15 protein-coding genes are annotated in these 16237 nt (G+C 58.8%); 8 read left to right on the top strand and 7 right to left on the bottom strand.

The window, feature by feature from the left end; genetic code table 11:
- Positions 1 to 22 precede the first annotated feature (22 nt).
- Both OHL21_RS01855 and OHL21_RS01860 read left to right on the top strand, forming a co-directional pair.
- Complete coding sequence (locus OHL21_RS01855; RefSeq protein WP_263415548.1) at positions 23 to 2278, top strand: M56 family metallopeptidase; 2256 nt, start codon at positions 23 to 25, stop codon at positions 2276 to 2278.
- Between the two features lie 122 nt (positions 2279 to 2400).
- A complete protein-coding gene (locus OHL21_RS01860) occupies positions 2401 to 3168 on the top strand; it encodes a hypothetical protein (protein WP_263415549.1) in 768 nt (255 codons plus the stop codon).
- 317 nt (positions 3169 to 3485) lie between these two features.
- Here OHL21_RS01860 and OHL21_RS01865 read toward each other — a convergent pair whose 3' ends face one another.
- Positions 3486 to 4001 (bottom strand): GNAT family N-acetyltransferase, encoded by a 516-nt coding sequence (locus tag OHL21_RS01865; RefSeq protein ID WP_263415550.1) that lies wholly within the window; start codon positions 3999 to 4001, stop codon positions 3486 to 3488.
- Between the two features lie 84 nt (positions 4002 to 4085).
- Between OHL21_RS01865 and OHL21_RS01870 the strand changes: the two genes are divergently transcribed.
- On the top strand, positions 4086 to 4985 hold the full coding sequence (locus OHL21_RS01870; protein WP_263415551.1) for a LysR substrate-binding domain-containing protein: 900 nt from the start codon (positions 4086 to 4088) through the stop codon (positions 4983 to 4985).
- Positions 4986 to 5123: 138 nt separating this feature from the next.
- Here OHL21_RS01870 and OHL21_RS01875 read toward each other — a convergent pair whose 3' ends face one another.
- Positions 5124 to 5714 carry a YceH family protein gene (locus OHL21_RS01875; RefSeq protein WP_263415552.1) on the bottom strand — a complete coding sequence of 197 codons (591 nt, stop codon included), beginning with the start codon at positions 5712 to 5714 and terminating at the stop codon, positions 5124 to 5126.
- A gap of 97 nt (positions 5715 to 5811) precedes the next feature.
- Here OHL21_RS01875 and OHL21_RS01880 point away from each other — a divergent pair, with 97 nt between their 5' ends.
- From OHL21_RS01880 to OHL21_RS01895, 4 genes are all read left to right on the top strand, one after another.
- Positions 5812 to 8958, top strand: coding sequence for a ligand-binding sensor domain-containing diguanylate cyclase (locus OHL21_RS01880; protein ID WP_263415553.1), 3147 nt, complete (start codon positions 5812 to 5814; stop codon positions 8956 to 8958).
- 221 nt (positions 8959 to 9179) lie between these two features.
- Positions 9180 to 9659, top strand: coding sequence for a MarR family winged helix-turn-helix transcriptional regulator (locus OHL21_RS01885; protein WP_263415554.1), 480 nt, complete (start codon positions 9180 to 9182; stop codon positions 9657 to 9659).
- Entirely contained in the window at positions 9656 to 10363 is a 708-nt protein-coding gene (locus tag OHL21_RS01890) for a pirin family protein (protein ID WP_263415555.1), read from the top strand. Before OHL21_RS01885 ends, OHL21_RS01890 begins: the two co-directional genes overlap by 4 nt.
- 107 nt (positions 10364 to 10470) lie before the next feature.
- On the top strand, positions 10471 to 11058 hold the full coding sequence (locus tag OHL21_RS01895) for a YceI family protein (protein ID WP_263415556.1): 588 nt from the start codon (positions 10471 to 10473) through the stop codon (positions 11056 to 11058).
- A 70-nt stretch (positions 11059 to 11128) separates the two neighbouring features.
- On the opposite strand, the gene OHL21_RS01900 is transcribed toward OHL21_RS01895, so the two are convergent.
- From OHL21_RS01900 to OHL21_RS01910, 3 genes are all read right to left on the bottom strand, one after another.
- Complete coding sequence (locus OHL21_RS01900) at positions 11129 to 11398, bottom strand: hypothetical protein (protein ID WP_263415557.1); 270 nt, start codon at positions 11396 to 11398, stop codon at positions 11129 to 11131.
- A gap of 256 nt (positions 11399 to 11654) precedes the next feature.
- Positions 11655 to 12890 (bottom strand): threonine ammonia-lyase, encoded by a 1236-nt coding sequence (locus OHL21_RS01905; protein WP_263415558.1) that lies wholly within the window; start codon positions 12888 to 12890, stop codon positions 11655 to 11657.
- A 275-nt stretch (positions 12891 to 13165) separates the two neighbouring features.
- Positions 13166 to 13624 carry a MarR family winged helix-turn-helix transcriptional regulator gene (locus tag OHL21_RS01910; RefSeq protein ID WP_263415559.1) on the bottom strand — a complete coding sequence of 153 codons (459 nt, stop codon included), beginning with the start codon at positions 13622 to 13624 and terminating at the stop codon, positions 13166 to 13168.
- Between the two features lie 41 nt (positions 13625 to 13665).
- Here OHL21_RS01910 and OHL21_RS01915 point away from each other — a divergent pair, with 41 nt between their 5' ends.
- Positions 13666 to 15252, top strand: coding sequence for a DHA2 family efflux MFS transporter permease subunit (locus OHL21_RS01915; protein ID WP_263415560.1), 1587 nt, complete (start codon positions 13666 to 13668; stop codon positions 15250 to 15252).
- 150 nt (positions 15253 to 15402) lie between these two features.
- Here the strand turns inward: OHL21_RS01915 and OHL21_RS01920 are convergent, their stop codons facing one another.
- On the bottom strand, positions 15403 to 15558 hold the full coding sequence (locus OHL21_RS01920) for a hypothetical protein (protein WP_263415561.1): 156 nt from the start codon (positions 15556 to 15558) through the stop codon (positions 15403 to 15405).
- A 142-nt stretch (positions 15559 to 15700) separates the two neighbouring features.
- Entirely contained in the window at positions 15701 to 16069 is a 369-nt protein-coding gene (locus OHL21_RS01925) for a hypothetical protein (RefSeq protein WP_263415562.1), read from the bottom strand.
- Between the last annotated feature and the right edge of the window lie 168 nt (positions 16070 to 16237).

Genomic DNA, 16237 nt, shown 5'->3' on the forward strand with positions numbered 1-16237 from the left:
AGCAACGGCAGGAGGGCGACCGATGAGATTGATCGACAACGGAACCATGGTGGCGTTGGGCTGGACTCTGCTGCACTTCTGCTGGCAGGGAACAGCAATTGCAATGTTCTACAGCATTGCCGACCGCCTGACGCATAAGGCTGGAGCAAATACGCGTTATCTGATTGCACTTGTTGCGACGCTGCTGATGCCGCTGGCCGCCATCGCAACCTATGTCGACCAGTCACGGCTGGTGGTGCACATCTCGCACGACGGACAGACTGTGGCCGCGTCGCAGCTTGGAGCGTTTCACGAAGCGATTGTGAAAGAGATTCCAGTCGCTGCACCGGTCGTACAGGAGAGCGAGCTGTGGATCGCCTGGAATGCCGATCGCATCCTGCCTTGGGTCGATGGCATCTGGATCGGTGGTGTGCTGCTGCTCGCATTGCGTGCCGCGGGTGGATGGTGGCAGTTGGAGCGGGTTCGGCGGCGTGCCATCGGGGTGGTCCCGGCGGAGCTGGAGCGTATGTTCCAGCGTATCAACCGGCAGCTTCGCACCGGGCGGAACGTCGCCCTGCGTTTCTCCGATGAGGTGCTGTCGCCGCTGGCAATGGGCGTGTGGCGTACGGCAGTGATTCTGCCGGCGAGCATTCTGACTCAGCTTGAGCCGGAGGAGCTTGAGTCGGTACTGGCGCATGAATTGGCGCATATCCGCCGGTGGGACTACGCTGCAAACCTGCTGCAGACGGCGATCGAGAGCCTGCTCTTCTTCCATCCGGCGGTGTGGTGGATCAACCGCCGCGCGCGCGATCTGCGCGAGGTATGCTGCGATGCCGTAGCGGCGCAGACCTGTGCCGATCCGGTGGTTTACGCGCAGGCGTTGCTGCGCCTGGAAGAACAGCGTACGGAGCGGCTGCGGCTGGCCGTGGCGCTCAATAACGGACACACGCCGCTGCTCGGCAGGGTGAAACAGATTTTAGGAGAGGGTCGACAGATGGAGACAGGAATGAAGAGTGGCGTACAGGCTGCAGTAGCCGGGGCGGTAGTTGTAGGACTCATGCTGGCGCCGAAGATGGCGCAGGGATTGAAGCAGCATGCGAAGATCGTGCCAATTCCAGCTCCGCTGATGGCCGAAAACATCGCGGCTCCGCAGGCTGCGCCCGCACCAGCCCTGGCTCCCGTGGCTGTTGAGCAGCAGCGCCCCGCACCACTGGCGCAGCCACAACCTGAGCCGGCAGCAACGCCGTTGGCGAACCCGGAACCCGAAGCAATGACCAACATCGCTCCGCAAGTTAACTCTTCGATTCAGGTTGCAGTGGCTCCGGCCGTCAATGTCGCGGTTGCAGCGAATGTGGCTCCGGTCATCTCCGCGTCTCGTAGGGCCATGTTTCAGGATGCCGCCAAAGGCAGTGGCGCTGCATACCTGCAGCAGATGAAGGATGCGGGCTATCCCCTGGATCTGGATAAGGACCTCGATCAGATCATTGCGATGCGCTCGGTTGGAGTCACGCCGGATTACGCCAAGAAGATGGCGGAAGCCGGCTACGGCACTCCTTCGCTGCATGATCTGGTAAGCATGAAGTCGGTTGGCGTGACGCCGGAGTACGCAAAGTTAGTGGCTGAGGCCGGTTATGGCAAACCCACGCTGCACGATCTGGTCGGCATGAAATCCGTGGGTGTGACACCGGAGTACGCAAAGTCCATCTCTCAACTTGGAATCGGCACACCGAATCTGCATGACCTGGTTGCCCTGAAGTCGATGGGCGTCACACCGGAGTATGTGGCTGAGCTGAAGAACTCCGGTATTGCCCCTGCATCGCTGCACGACGTGATATCGGAGAAGAGTCTGGGCATTACCGGCGATTATGCCAAGCAGATCGCCGGCATGGGTTATGGCTCGCCTTCAGTGCATGACCTCGTCAGTTTGAAGTCCATGGGGATTACTCCTGAGTACGCAGCAGGCCTGAAGAGCTCGGGGATTCCGGTGCAGAACCTGCATGACCTGGTCAGTATCAAGTCCGTCGGAGTAACGCCGGAGTATGCGAAGAGCATGGCTGCGGCAGGTTTCACCGATCTGGATGCGCACCAACTGGTCTCACTCAAAGCCCAGGGCGTGACGCCGGAGTACACGCGCTGGGTGAAACAAACCTTCCCCAACGCGGATATGAAGACGATTCGCGAGGCCGCAACCTTCCATATCGATGACGCCTTTATTGCCAAGGCCAAGTCGCACGGCTTCAATAACACCTCGCTGGACAAGCTGGTGAAGCTGAAGATCAGCGGCCTGTTGGAAGACTAAGGGAGTTTTCCCTGACGGAGTAGTCCAGAGCTTCTACATCTATGGGCGTTCCTCAATGAAAATGCCCCAGTACGCCCTTTTTCTGGGATACCCACGAATAGGGAAAACTCTAAGGAGAAACCATGAAGACGCTTACATTCACGCTCCTCGTTCTGGGGCTGACGGCGGCGCACGCCCAAACACGGACTGGTGTGTGCATGCTTTCACCTTCAGAGAAGCATCCCGAGCAGGTTTCCCTGCTAATCAACCGGACCGATTGCGATGGCGACGGCGGCTGCGGTACTTCGAACTCGAACATGGGCTGGGAACGTTGGGGGATCACACGTGATCTGCTGACGAAGGAAGGTACGCAGGTGGATGCGCGATTGCATGCGGATGCCGGAGAGATGCGGTGCAACGGTGTCGTGCATGATGGCATGTTGACGGGCCGCTACTCCTTCACTCCCAACATGGATTATGCGCGCCAGGTGCGCTCCCTTGGTCTGGAAGGGGAGATCCCCGACAAGCGCCTGGAAGGCTTTGCCATGCTGGATGTATCGATCGCGTGGATCAAGCAGATGCAGGCTACCGGCGTTAAGGATCTTACTGCCAACCACCTGATGGGCCTGCGCGCCTTGCACGTCGATCCTGAGTACATCCGCGCCATTGCGGCCGAGGGCTATCCCGAGCTTCGTGCTAACAAGCTGACGGAGATGAAGGCTGTGGGTGTCACACCCGAGCGTATCCGCGAGATCAAGTCGATGGGGTTGAATCCCAATGACAGGGAATTGATCGAGATGTGTGTCTTCCATATCGATAAGGCATTTATCGAAAAGATGAAGGCGAGAGGATTGAAAGATCTGACGGTTGCCAAGCTGGTGAAGATCAAGACGTTCAAGCTGGATGAGTAAGGTGGGAGCCGTGGCCTTCAGGCCACGGTTAAACAGCTGCAGAGAGCTGGGCTTTTAGCCCTGGGTCTCTACTGTCTGATAGGAGAAGGCCCAGGGCTAAAGCCCAGCTCTTTTTGGGGTCATCAGTCATCGGGCTGAAGCCCGCTGCTCCCACCTGATTCGCGCTGCGCTCGAATACAAAAATAGGGCTCCAGCTTTGCGCTGAAGCCCCTCAGGAAGGTTCGAGTAGAGGAGCAGTCATTCCCCTCTACTCTCAACCCCGGCGAACAAGTTCACCGGGATGCCGGTCACCTTGTGTCATTCCTGCCAAATTCTGATTAGAAGACGAGCTCCATGTGCACGTCCGCGCGCGCATAGGGTGATGTCTTCACGCGTTCCGGGGGAAGATGGCGGAAGCCAACCGCTTCATACAGATGCACAGCGTTCTCCAGCTTCGCGTTGCTCTCGAGAAAGAGCTTCTTTGCTTTCAGCACATCGCGCGCATATCCCACGGTTGCGGTGAGCAGTCTGCGCCCCATGCCGCGTCCCTGCCAGCAGTCATCGATCGCCATCTTTGCCAGCTCGTAGGTGCGCGCCTCCTGCATAGGTATAAGAGCTACGCAGCCGAAGACCGCCCCATCCTCTTCCACGCATAGAATCTGTCCGCCTGGTTTCAGGATGTGCGTGTGTGGATCGTCCAGCGTCTCGTAGTCGTGTTCTTCCATCGTGAAGTGTTTGCTGATCCAGTTCTCGTTCAGAGAGCGGAAGGCAGCTTCGTCTCCAGGTTGGAAGGTACGGATGGTTACTCGCCCGCTTTCGACGGGGAGATCGGCCAGCAGCAAAGCGCCCTGCATGGGTCACCTCCAGTACGTCTGAGTCTTTCGTCCTCCGGGCGATATGTCCAATATCCTGTTTATCCACATTAGGATGTTAAAGATATGGATATCGAGCTGCGTCATCTGCGCTACTTCGTTGCCGTCGCGGACGAGCTCCACTTCGGACGCGCTGCGCGACGCCTTCATCTCGCCCAGCCACCGCTCTCACAACAGATTCGCAAGCTGGAAGAGATCCTCGGTTGCCAGCTCTTTCTACGAACATCCCGAGCCGTGCGTCTGACCGCTGCCGGCGAGGCTTTTCTGGAACGAGCTCGCCGCACGCTAAGCAACGTGCAGGATGACATGCAGGAGGCCCGCAGTATCGGCCGTGGCGAACAGGGCCTGCTGCGTGTGGGTTTTATCAGCTCCGCCATGCTGACGGTTGTGCCTCGGACTTTTGGTACCTATCGCCGCCGGTTTCCTAAAGTGCAGCTTCAGCTCTTCGAGAGCTATACGTCATCGGTGATGCGCTCTCTCATGAACGGAGAGGTTGACGTAGGCATTCTGCGCGATGGTGGTCCCGCCAATGGTCTGCATGTAGAGCCATTGCTCAGCGAGCCTTATGTTGCCGTGCTTCCGAAGCGGCATCCGCTTGCCGCCAGCAGCAGTATCTCAGCTGCGGCGCTGCGTGATGAGCCATTTGTCTTTCATGCTGTTTCAGCCGGAACACGGGCGTACGAAAAGCCGATGTCCATCTTTGAGGAGCATGGCTTTCGGCCGCAGATTGTGCAGGAGGCTCCGCAATGGCTGACGCTGCTGAGGCTGGTTGGGGCAGGGCTTGGGGTTACGGTGGCGCCCGCGTGTGTCGAGAAGATCGTGCTGAACGATGTGGTGTGCGTACGTCTGCGGGGAGTTAAAGTACGCAGCGACCTGGAGTTGGCGTATCGCGAGGGAGAACATCGAGCCATTGTTAAAGGGTTTGCGGAGATTCTGAGAAGTGGAGTCGGAAGAGTTAAAAGTTAAAGCGTTAAGGCATGGGCAGCCTCGGGTCTGGGTGCCCCATCCATTGCAAAGCAATGGGTGGGATGTTCGAGCGGAGCTCGAATCCGGTTGATTCAAGAGCTCGCGAGAGTATGGGCGTGCCCGAAGAGGTCGACATGCCTAGCTCTGTTTCGTCTCGAGCTCGGCGAGGCGGGCTTCGAGAGCGGCGATGCGGGCTTCCAGCTCTTCTATGCGGCTGGGTGAAGATGTTTTGGCAGGAGCAGCCGCTTCACTGATCTCTGGCATCCCACACAGCAGATGTGCGTAACGGGCCTCCCTTGCTCCCGGCTGGCGGGGCAGCAGGGCAACGAGAGGCGTCTCTCGTTCCATCATGCGTGTCAGCGTGCTTTGTACAGCCGCCGGGTCATCGAAGGTGTACATGCGGTCAGCGCGTGTACGCAGCTCTCCCGGAGTCTGGGGCCCGCGCAGCAGCAGTAGACACAAAACAGCGGTCTCGTCGCGACGCAGGTTCAGCACCGTGCGGACGCGGTGTTCAAACTTCAGCACGCGGCTGTCGTGCACCGTGGAGGTGTAATTGATGTCTTCCAGATGGCGAAGTGCGGCACGCACCTCTTCTTCACTGAGCTCCATGACAGGTTCGCGCGATGATTTCTGGTTACACGCGGCAATCAATGCATTCAGAGACAGGGGATAGTACTCCGGGGTGTTGATCTCTTTCTCGATCAACGCCCCGAGTACGCGCGCTTCCATGGCAGAGAGTTCCATATGCATCAGCATAGTCCGCTGTGACAAAAAGCCTGGGGAAGATACCTCGGGGCATGATATTTTTCCCTTTGGACGAGGAGTCGTGACGCGGCGGTCTTGGGTGAAAGCGGAGCAGTGGATTCTCCGTCCGGCGCTATGGTTCCTGGCGCTGGCCGGGCTTTTTTATTGTGGAGGGAACGCCGGCGCACAGGGTGGTCCGGCCTCCGGGTTGGATGGGGATAAGCTCCAGGCTATCTCCGAGATGAACTTTGATGTGATGACCATGAAACAGGGTCTGCCCCATGACTCCGTTTATGGTTTCGCGCAGGACACCACCGGCTATGTCTGGATCGCGAGCTTCGGCGGGCTCTCCCGGTTCGACGGCTACCAGATGTACAACTACACGCACGACGCTCATGATCCGGGCTCTCTGCCGGATAACAATGTGCGGGTGTTGTTGTCGCGGGCCGATGGCGGGCTTTATGTCGGCACAGGAAGCGCCGGTCTTGTCATCTATCAGCCGGCGACGGACAGCTTTGTCACTCCGGTAAAAACCCCCGCAGTGTTGCGAAAGGCGCGTGTCTTCTGTATGGCCGACGATGGAGAGGGCGGTGTCTGGATTGGGACACAGAACGGATTCGCCCACTATCACGACAAGACCGGTGAGTTCGATCTCTACGGTGGACTTACGGGCAAGCCGGTTACCGGGAGAACGCCATCCGGCGGCATCTTCGCGTTGCTGCAGGATAAGGATCACGATCTTTGGGTTGGATCCGGTACCGGACTCTACATGTTGGCGAAGGGCGCCAAAGAGTTTGAGTTCTTCGCCGGCGACGACAAGCTGGGACTGAGGCCAGCAGTCTGGTCGATCTTCCAAGACCATGTCGGAGAAATCTGGGTAGGAACAGACACTACCGGGATAGGGACGGTTGACCAAAGGTCCGGGACGATACACGGATATCCCGGGCTTGCCGGAGAGGGATCGTTGATCGGGCCTCATACAGTACGTGTCTTTCTGGAGATGCAGCCCGGCCAGCTGTGGTTTGCGACCTATGGAGCCGGTTTGTTCTCGGTCGATACGACGACAGGGCAAACGCTGCACTGGGCTAAAGATCCAACCGCATCGGCGCCGCTGAGCAATGACTTCATTCGCGGTATGCTGCGTGACCGCTCCGGGGTGGTGTGGCTTGGGACCGACAGTGGCCTTTCTTCCATCACGGTGAATGGGCGCGGCATTTTCAACATTCGCAGCTCGCCACTGAGGCCGGACCGTCTCTTTGGCTCGGAGGTGCGAAGCGTCTGTGCCGGGTATGGCCGGGTATGGGTTGGCTTCGACCAAGGCGGGTTTGCAGAGATTGACCGGGATGGAAGCATCCATCGCATTAAGCCCGCACCGGGAGTGAACGGAGACCAGATCTCCCATCGCGAGGTGCTGGCGATGAAGCCGGTGGACGAGAAGACTGTGGTTGCCGGAGGCATCGGCCTGTACCTGATCGATGTCGCAACGCGGACCTATCGTCCTATTGAAGATGCCTTCCTTCGCAAGCAGATTGTGAACACGGTGCTGGTCGACGGCGACGATCTGTGGGCGGGAAGCTACAACGGTCTGGCGCGCTATAACCGCCGGACCCGGCAACTCAAGGTCTTCGCTCACGATCAGAATAATGCCGCCAGCATCTCAGACGACTATGTCCGCGACATGGTGAAGGATTCTCACGGACGGTTGTGGGTGACAACTCGGCTGGGGCTGGATCTCTTCGATCCCGCGACCGAAGGCTTCCGTCATGTACGTCATGACAAGAACAACCCGGCTTCGATTGCGACCGACAATATCCAGCCGATTGCGGAAGATGCCCAGGGCCGGATCTGGATCGGTTCCATCGGCTCAGGCATTCAGGTGATGGAAGAGTTGAAGCCGGATGGAACGGCACGATTCCGTACGATCGATCACGACCATAATGGCCTGCCCGATGACATCATCCTCGTCATCCGTCGCGGACTTGATGGAACGATGTGGATCAATACACCCCGGGGACTCGCAGCCGTGGACCCGAAGAGCTTTGCCGTCCGGCGGTACGGAGTTCCGGATGGATTGCAGGCGACGGCGCAGAACCTGTTCAGCTCCGCCATGCTGGATGATGGAACCGTTCTCTTTCCGGGGAACTCCTCGGTGGTCATCGTCCGGCCGCAGAAGCTGCACCCGTGGACCTTTGCTGCGCCGCTGGTAGCGACCGAGGTGACGGTGCAGGGAATGGCACAGTCGCCGGTGCTGCTGGCCCGCCAGGCAGGAGCAGGGCAACTGAGCTTTCCGTCCCATCGCGGTTTTGAGGTGAACTTCGCCCTGCTGGATTACACCTCCCCCGACGACACGCTCTACTCCTATCAACTGGAAGGCTTCGACGATGGCTGGAGCGTGCCAAGCGCCAGCCGCCGTTCCGCGACCTACACCAACCTCCCTGGAGGTCAGTATGTCTTCCATATCCGTGCCGTCAGCCGCAACGGCGCGGGACCATCGCAGGAGATCAGCTTTCCTATTCACATTCGCAATGGTGTGACAGAGACCCTGTGGTTCCAGATTCTGCTGATCCTGCTGACGATTGGTGTCGTACTGTTGCTGGTCCGCATTCGGCTTGCCTATATGGCGCGCCGCCAGCGGGAGCTGGAGGCCGTGATCGCCACGCGAACCAGTGAGCTGGAGTCGAGCCGTCAGGAGTTGATACGCGTCAATGAGCGGCTGGCGCGGATCGCCCTCCATGATGAGCTGACCGGAACACTGAACCGCCGCGGTTTCTTTGATCGTGCTTCTTTGGAGGTCTCGCGCTCCCTCAGGTCAGGCCGCGGCTATAGCCTGTTGCTGGCCGATCTCGATAACTTCAAGCAGACCAACGACACCATGGGCCATAGTGCCGGCGATGCTACGCTGCGCGCCATCGCCACGATGTTTGCCTCCTCTATCCGTACCTCGGACATCCTGAGCCGTTACGGAGGCGAGGAGTTCATCCTTCTGCTGCCGGAGACCGACGAGGCCCAGGCCTTCCAAATGGCAGAGCGGCTTCGCCAGATGGTGGAGTCAGCTCCCATCGAATACGCTGGAATCGTCTTTTACACGACGACCAGCATCGGTCTGGCGACCTCGATGGGAGAAGAGGAGTCGCTCGAGGCTCTCATCTCGCGCGCGGATCAGGCGCTTTACCAGGCCAAACGCTCCGGAAAGAACTGTGTCCAGATTGCTTCCGGACAGACGGCGTAGGCCGGTTGCAAGATTGGGGTATTCCCCGCCCACCCTAACGTTGTGAGGGTGGGGCACCCAAGTGGGAGAAATTTCCCCTGTCGGGTGCCCCACTCTCGCGGAGCTAGGGTGGGCAAGGATGCCACAGATCTCTTACGAGAGTTGGAAATCCATAACAGAACTCTCGTTGAATCTATTTCGATATCGAAACATCTGATGTAGTAGAAAGGAGCAGGACAGGCATGAGCGAGCAGAAAGCACTCTCGGCAACCCGCCTCTGGTTGGTAATGATGAAGGCCTACGACGCTGTCCGGACCTTTGCCGAAGATTCGATCGTCGGTACGGGCCTGGGGCTGAGTGACTTCATTGTGCTGGAGATGCTGCTGCACAAAGGCCCTCTCTCGATGACGCAGATTGCTGAAAAGGCAAGGCTTGCGAACGCCTCCACGACGGCCGCAATTGACCGGCTGGAGCGCCGCAACTTGGTTCGCCGCGGGTTTCACGCGACCGACCGGCGGGTGCGGGTCGTCGAGTTGACGGACGAGGGAGAGAAGCTCATCCGCTGCACCTTCTCGGCGCACAGCCGCGATCTGGAGGAGATGATGCGACCGCTTTCGGCCGCTGACCGCCAGGCGCTGCATGACGGCCTGAAGAAGCTGGGCCAGACCGCCGCCGCCAGTAACAAGGCAAAGTCCCAGCGGCAGGAAGGGGAAAAAGCATGATTACCGTACGCAAGAGCAAAGAGCGTGGACACGCCAACCATGGCTGGCTGGATACGTACCATACGTTTTCGTTCGCCAACTACTATGACGCCCGCCATATGGGCTTCGGTCCGCTGCGGGTGATCAATGAGGATGTGGTCGCTGCCGGCCGTGGCTTCGGCTCGCACCCGCACCGCGATATGGAGATTCTGACCTACGTCATCTCCGGCAAGCTGGCGCATAAGGACAGCATGGGTCATACGGAAGAGCTTGGGCCCAATGAGATCCAGCGTATGTCCGCGGGGTCGGGTGTCGTACACAGCGAATTCAACGGATCGAATACAGAGCCGGTACACCTCTTCCAGATCTGGATCGAGCCGCGTACGCGCGGCGAGAAGCCCAGCTATGAACAACTGGCCTTCGATCCGGCGGAGAAGAAGAACCGTTTCCGCGTGCTCGCCTCCTCGACGCGGGTCGCCGGCGCGGCGACTATCAACCAGGACGCGGCGGTTGCCGTGGCGGAACTGGAGCCGGGTAAGGAACTGGACTATGAACTCACCGAGGGGCGGTCGGCATGGGTGCACGTGGTAAAGGGTGACGTTCAGGTGAATGGAACGTCCCTTCAAGCAGGTGATGCCGCTGCTCTGCGGCAGGAATCAAAGATTCATTTGCAGTCGGGAAGCACAGGCAACAGCGAGGTGCTGGTTTTTGAGCTCGTAGCCTGAGCCGATATGGTCGCGCGGACCAGTCGCAGTCCGTGCGCTTCCTGCCACCATCAACATTAACCCGAGCGCCTGGGGCGCTCCCCAACCAGGATCTTTTGGAGACACAAATGAAAGTCACTCGTACGTTCGTTGCATCACTTCTTGGAGGCCTGCTTCTGGTTGGATCGCAGGCATTTGCTCAGACCTCGACATGGAAGATCGACCCGAACCACTCGGAGGCCGGCTTCCAGGTGAAGCACCTCTCGGTGTCCAATGTCCGCGGCTCGCTTGGCGCCGTGAACGGCACCGTGACCTGGGATGAGAAGGATCCCACCAAGTCGACCGTGACCGCTGTGGTTGAGACCAAGGGTCTCGACACCCGCGTACAGAAGCGTAACGACCACCTGAAGTCAGCTGACTTCTTCGACGTGGAGAAGTATCCGACGCTGACCTTCAAGTCGACGGAGGTGAAGCGCTCTGGTGAAGGCTTCCTGGTGACCGGTGATCTGACACTGAACGGTGTAACTAAGCCTGTGACCCTGACGGTGGATGGACCGACGCCCCCGCAGAAGAATCAGCAAGGCAAGCTGGTGACCGGCTTCTCGGCAACCGGCAGCATCAAGCGTTCTGACTTCAATTTCGGCGGCAAGTTCCCGGATGCCGTTGTCAGCGACCTGGTGAAGATCACCATCGACGTTGAGGCGGACAAGGACTAATCCAAAGCGGTAAAGAAACAGGAAAGGGCCTCCCAAACGGAGGCCCTTTCCTGTTGAAGCGAACTTGAATCTATTCCTCTGGCGCGCTTTCCTCTTTGCCCTGCATGCGCCACACGCGTGCGGCCAGAAAAAGCAGGGTAACCACGACAGAGACGACAAGAGCGGAGACTAAGTTGATCTCTACGACTTCGCCAAGGGGATTGCCTCCCTTATGGAAGCCGCCAAACTTCAGAGCAAGAAAACACAGGGCAGCGACAATGCCGCATTCAAGTGCAAGCCGCTGAGGTGTAGGTCCAGTGCTGATCTCTTCTTCGGTTGCATATTGCAGGTTTGGAGCCATCGTACTTTTCTCCACAATAAAGATGCCTGGTACCGCAAATAACGCGGCAAATAGAAAGTATGCACGTTTTCAAACATGCACGCACGGGTGTCTCTTCCGAAGGCACCACAGTATGAACGAACATTTGTAATGTTGAACAAAGTTTATGGGGACGGATTAGGACCGGCAATAACACAATGGTTTGCCGGCCAGGTTACTGGGACCTGTCATCAAACTCCTGCTTGGCGGCGCCGGGAGCTCGACGAGACGCCCAGCGTTACTGGACGCGCTGGTGACGGAAACCCCGCTCGGTCAGCGCTGCCAGCAGCTCCGCCACATGCTCCGGCCCGCGGGCTTCCATGGTGATGTCGATGGCAGTGTCGCCAAGGTTCACATCGTAGTAAGCCCGGTTGTAGAGGGTGTCCACGATGTTGATGCGGTGGGCCGCGATCAGCTCGGTGAGCTCGGCGAGTGCGCCGGGTTTGTCCAGCAGATGAATGCGCAAGCGGATCAGACGGCCATCCTTGACCAGACCGCGTTCGATGATGCGCGAGAGCAGGGTGACGTCGATATTGCCGCCACTGACCAGAACTGCAGTCCTGGTGCCGGGCGGAAGACCGGTCTTATGCTGCATCACGGCGGCGAGGGCAGTCGCGCCTGCGCCTTCAGCCAGGGTCTTCTCTCGTTCAAGTAGAACCAGGATGGCGGATGCGATCTCGTCTTCTTCTACGGTGACGATGCGATCGACATACTGTTCCGCGATCGGCAGGGTGACGTCGCCGGCGCGGCGTACGGCGATGCCGTCAGCGATCGTCGTGGCGGCATCGAGCGTTACATGATGGCCCGCTTCCACGGCTGCCTTCATGCTGGCCAGCCGGGCTGTTTGCACACCGACGACCTGGATCTTCGGGTTGGTCTCTTTCAACGCAACGGCAATGCCGCTGGTCAGTCCTCCGCCGCCGATCGGGATGACGACTGCTTCCAGACCAGGGACCTGGTCCAGCATCTCCAGGCCGATGACACCCTGTCCGGCGATAACAGCGGGATCGTCAAACGGATGCACAAAGGTCATGCCCTTCAGCTCACACAGCCGCTTGGCCTCCGCATAGGCTTCGTCGTAGTTGGCACCATGCAGTACAACTTCGGCGCCGAAGTTGCGAGTCGCGGTGACTTTCACCAGAGGGGTCTGCACCGGCATGACGATGGTGGCGGGAATGCCGCGCTTGGTGGCGTGATAGGCGACTCCTTGCGCGTGATTGCCTGCGCTGGCGGCAATGACGCCGCGGCTGGCCTGCTCCGGTGTGAGTGTGGCGATCTTGTTCAGAGCGCCGCGCTCTTTGAAGCTGCCGGTCATCTGCAGGTTTTCGAGCTTGAGATAGATCTCGAGTCCGGTGGTTTTGGACAGCCTCTCCGAACGGGAACACGGAGATTCGTAGACACTGCCGCGCATCCGCTCGCGGGCGGCTCGCACATCCGCAAGGGAAACGCTCGGGGTCGCTGTCTCGGTCGCCATATGACACTAGGGTAAATGAGGTGGACCCCGGAGACTCTAACCGAGCTAAGGACGGGTGCCCCATATATGCGAAGCATATGTGGGACATTCGAGCGAAGCTCGAACCGCTCTTCAGTCTTTCCTGCTCCTGCTTCCTGATTCTCGATTCTATGGAGTTGAAGGCAGATCGAGCTCGCGCTCGATACACCCACATATGCTTGCACCCCAACGAACGAAGTTCGTCGGGGACCCCGCGGCGCATATATGGGCACCCAGGTTATCGGGAGTATTGAGTGCTACAGCCGCTCGGCGGCCATCTCCAGCAGGTCGTTCATGGCTTTCAGGTCTGAGCGTTTTACGCCTTCCCACAGGTCCATCTCGATCTTCTGTACAACCACATCGGTCTCCTGGAGCAACTTTTCACCGGCTGCCGTGAGGCTGGCAATGCGCCTGCGTTCGTTGGTGGCATCCTGCTGACGGACGATCCAGCCATTCTTCTCTGCACGCAAAATCAGGCCATGTGCGGTCTGCGGAGTAATGCTGCACTCCCGCGCCACCTGAGCGCCGCTGGCTGTGGCCTCGGACTTGATGGCGTGCAGCACCCGGATCTGTGCCAGCGTGATCCCCAGCGGCCGCAGATCTTCGTCCAGCCGCGCGCGGAAACCCAATGTCAGCCGCTTCAGCAGCTTGAGGGTCCTACGAGCCTCCGATTGTTTCCGGGAGGTTTTTTCTGCGTTCCTGTCGCTTTCGATCATCAGCTAGCTGATATTCTATCGCAGCTAGCTGATATTCCATCATGTCGTACGACCACAACTGGAAGCCCCGGCACAATCCCTGGGCCATTGCTCTTACGGTCACGCTGGCCACCTTTATGGAGGTGCTCGATACCTCCATCGCAAATGTCGCTCTTCCGCATATCGCCGGTTCGCTTGGCGCCAGCCAGGAAGAGGCGACATGGGTGCTGACCAGCTATCTGGTCGCCTCGGCCATCATTCTGCCTATCTCGGGCTGGCTTTCCAACCGCTTCGGCCGCAAGCGCTTCTACATGGCCTGCGTCATTCTGTTCACGGCGTGCTCCTTCCTCTGCGGCATCGCGCCGTCGATGCCGATCCTGATCCTTGCGCGCGTTCTGCAGGGACTTGGAGGAGGTGGCCTGGCGCCGTCGGAACAGGCGATTCTGGCCGATACCTTTCCGGTCGAGAAGCGCGGGCAGGCCTTCGCGGTGTATGGCATGGCCGTGGTAGTCGCGCCAGCCATCGGACCTACGCTTGGCGGTTGGATTACGGATAACTACAACTGGCACTGGATCTTCTTCATCAACATCCCCGTCGGCCTGCTCTCGCTCTGGCTATCAAACCAGATGGTGGAAGACCCGCCTTATCTGAAGGCGCGCGCGGAAGAGGCGCACCGTCAGCCGGTGGACTTCATGGGACTCGGCCTGGTGGCAGTGGGCGTTGGCCTGCTGGAGTTCACACTCGATAAGGGCCAGGAGAAGGACTGGTTCTCCGATCCGATGATCCGTGCGGCCGGAATCACCGCAGCCGCATTGCTGCTGTTCTTCGCCTGGTGGGAGTGGCGGCACCCTGACCCGATCGTCGATCTGAAGCTTTTGAAGAACCGCAACTTCGGTACCGCTGTGTTTCTGCAGCTTGTACTGGGCATGGTGCTCTTCGGATCTACCGTGCTGATTCCGCAATACCTGCAGGTGCTGCTGGGATATACGGCAGAGCGTGCGGGGTTGGTGCTATCGCCGGCGGGCTTCGTCATGATGGTGGGTATGGCAGTTGCGGGCCGGTCGCTGGGCAAGATCGATCCGCGCGCCCTTGTCGTTATGGGGTATGTGGCGACAGCGGCAGGGATCTACAATCTCACCCGTTTGGACCTGAATGCGGCTTACGGGACAGTGACGTTATGGCGCATGGCGCAGGTCATCGGTCTGCCGTTCATCTTCATTCCCATCTCCACGCTGAACTATGTGGGTGTACCGCAGGCAAAGATGAACCAGATCTCGTCACTCTCAAATTTTGCCCGCAATCTGGGCGGAAGTGCGGGCACTGCACTGCTGACCACGTTTCTTGCACGTACCGCCCAGACACACCAGGCGCAGCTTGCCATGAATACCGTGCCCGGTTCACCCGGATATGAGAACTACATCACCAGGGTCGCTACCATCCTGCGCGATCATGGCACGAGTGCGGCTCAGGCGGCGCAGATGTCAATGGGTCGCGCCTATCAGGAGATGTTGCGGCAGGCACAGATGCTTAGCTACAAGAACGCCTTCTTTGTACTGGCTGTTGTGATTCTGATGCTGTCGCCGTTGCCGCTGATGATGCGCTTGCCGCCGAAGAAACAGAAGCCGGCGCCAGAGGCGATGGGACATTAGGGAGCGCCTTTGGCGCTCGTTAAAAGTTGAAAGTTAAAAGTTGAAGAGGTACGACTTCGGCGACCGGAACGAGTTGCCACCTTCCATAGCCCTGCAACGAGAAAGGACGCCGCGAGGGGCGTCCTTTCGTGTCGTCTAAGAAGAGAACTTCTACGCGCGGCGGCCGGCTTGAGTGCCGCGGACGTGCGGCGTCCGATCTTTTACACGCGGAGTATGATCACGAACCTTCGATGCCGAAGTGCGGGCATGGGCCACGCCCAGAGCAAGGAAGGCAACTACAGCAGCGAGAACTGTCTTTCGCAGCATAATCACCAGCTTTCTGCATATCTAGATGCAGTAAGCGCGGCGACGGGTTCAAAAACCCGCCGCCCTCAAGCCAGCTAGTACGCCACAAAAGACGGTACGTTTCAAGGGAATTTTAGTGCCGTTACCGGCGGCATTAATGCTGTTACCTTGGGTTGCTCTGGTTGTACTCCTTCTCGCGTTTCTCCGTGCCTTTCTTCTTGCGGATCTTGTCGGCAATATAGCCGCCACCGGCGCCTACGCCGGCTCCCAGCACGGCTCCTTTACCGCCTCCCATCGCTCCGCCCAACACCGCACCGCCGGCTGTGGAACCGCCTACGACTTTGGCCGTGGTGTGGTGACGTTTATCTTTGGCATCCTGCGCGGCTTTGGCGCGATCATGGTTCTGTTGCTCCTCATAGGTGCGGTCTCGCGTGGAGTCCTGGGAGACTGCCGTAAATGGAGTCGACAGTAACCCCGCCAAGATGAAAGCGGAACTGAATCTGCTGAAATTTCTGACGTTCTTCTGAATCATGACGTCCTCCTCTGCGCCACCGGGCGCATGCATGGAGGTCTTAGAGAGGCAGGAAAGGAAAGTGTTTGCCAGGGGAGAAAAAGAAAAATCCGGCATTTCGGCCAATTGGTTGCCTGAACCGGCGAAATCCGTGTATGGTCAAAAGTGCAATGACGCATTCCCGCCAGT

This window comes from Terriglobus albidus (assembly GCF_025685425.1).
Lineage (GTDB): Bacteria > Acidobacteriota > Terriglobia > Terriglobales > Acidobacteriaceae > Terriglobus > Terriglobus albidus.